General features: G+C 43.8%; 1 protein-coding gene and 2 pseudogenes. All 3 read right to left on the bottom strand.

Annotation, left to right across the window (positions count from 1 at the left end):
* A pseudogene (locus VB077_RS10895) lies at positions 1–201 on the bottom strand (hypothetical protein); the annotation flags it as partial.
* 134 nt (positions 202–335) lie between these two features.
* Positions 336–449: pseudogene (locus tag VB077_RS10890) on the bottom strand (methyltransferase type 12); the annotation flags it as partial.
* A 95-nt stretch (positions 450–544) separates the two neighbouring features.
* Positions 545–1,489 (bottom strand): DUF1848 domain-containing protein, encoded by a 945-nt coding sequence (locus tag VB077_RS10885; RefSeq protein WP_323415266.1) that lies wholly within the window; start codon positions 1,487–1,489, stop codon positions 545–547.
* Between the last annotated feature and the right edge of the window lie 21 nt (positions 1,490–1,510).

Below are 1,510 nucleotides of genomic sequence, written 5' to 3'. Positions count from 1 at the left end.
ACGGAAACCGCCGCACTGTTGCTGCTTTTCGGAGATTGCTACGGCAAACTGAGCATTAATGCCGTTAACAGAGCCGTCAAGGAACAGGTTGTATCCGATGTGGGAATGAGTTCGATTATCGAGAACATAACGCCATACATTGGTACGTGGCTGAATCGATAATATTTTCCCTAGCCATTGAACTTTTTCTTGATTATCCATAAACGCTCCTTCATAACCGGCATGGTACCCTGGGGGAGGTCTCCCATTCGGTCAACCTCCCCAACGGGGTCGACTAGCCCAACAATGATCAATCAAACTCTGAATTTGGGGTTTTTGCAGTGAAATCAATATTTCTAACTTTGTTTCTGAGAATCAAGAATAAACAAAGATGCATCATGCCCCATGAATATTTTACTTCCAGTATAAAAAGTTTTAGATTGAATATCCCTGTGTCCTATTTTTGTCACCGTAACTCCGGGAGTAATAACAGCTTCAAGCGATTATAATTATTCTATAAAACCCCTGGATACCCCTAAACCGCGAGTCCTTTGAAATCGTTAAATTAGAGGTCAAAGAGACTCAACTGCGTATCTTTGCATGATTTGACTCTCCGGTCATTGATTTTATCCCCCTCGCCCACTTCGCCGGAGATAAGCGGTGAAAGCGGATTATGCTTTTCAAAATTGCCTATGACCGTATTCTGGCTGTAGTTTGCATAGCAGTAACGGCAACCGTTCCGGCAAGTGTTATACATCCCAATGTCAATACTTTCCACGCAACCGCATTCAAGACGCTGGGTCTTATCCTTTTCAACATTCAGACGGCAACAAAGCAGTTTTGAAAATAGCCTGTCGTCGATACAGCGGGCGTGTTCTATGCCGTATTTTTGTAATTCAATCTTCTCGGCGCAGGTATCTATTGTCAGACCATACCCATGCGCTATCTCAGCGAGCCGTGCGCTTAATTCCATCTGGGTTTCTGACGGGAATGGAAGTAGTGCCAGTTCCTTGATGTTGTTTTTCACACCTCGGTAATCTTCGTCAATAAAGCTGATAGTCACCTTATGGACGTAGTTATGCAACTCCGCTGCTATTTTTCCGAATGCGTGGACGTGGTATTCGATTGGATACCGCTCGCTTATCATAATTGGATCATAGCGCCAAACTATGCGGTCTGCTCCTATCGTTTCCGAAAGCCTTTTGAATGCAGGCAGAATGACTTCGTTTTTGTCTGGGATGTTTGGCTCGACATCTCTCCCGTAAGGCGTAATCGTAAACTGGAAGTAGTACATATATTTCTTAAGTTCATCGAGACGTGCAAACATAGGAATTGGGTTCTTTGTCCAAAAGACAATGCCATCCACAACATCAGGCGTGAGTTTAATACGGCTGATTTGGTGTGGGTTCATCGGATTACGCACCAAAACGTACCCGTCATTGATTCGGTTAAAGAACCAGTCAGAGTAATATGTCGGTATATCTGTCCTTCGGCTTGCACTTAATATCATTTAGTTCACCTCGATTATGCA

This window comes from Desulfitobacterium sp., from assembly GCF_034927245.1.
Lineage (GTDB): Bacteria > Bacillota > Desulfitobacteriia > Desulfitobacteriales > Desulfitobacteriaceae > Desulfitobacterium_A.
Note: the sequence above shows the minus strand (reverse complement) of the source record. Positions and strands in the feature narration are given on the sequence as shown.

Bases quoted from the DNA above. Each gene is read 5' to 3' on its own strand.
- VB077_RS10885 (WP_323415266.1), bottom strand. From the start codon at position 1,489: ATGATATTAAGTGCAAGCCGAAGGACAGATATACCGACATATTACTCT.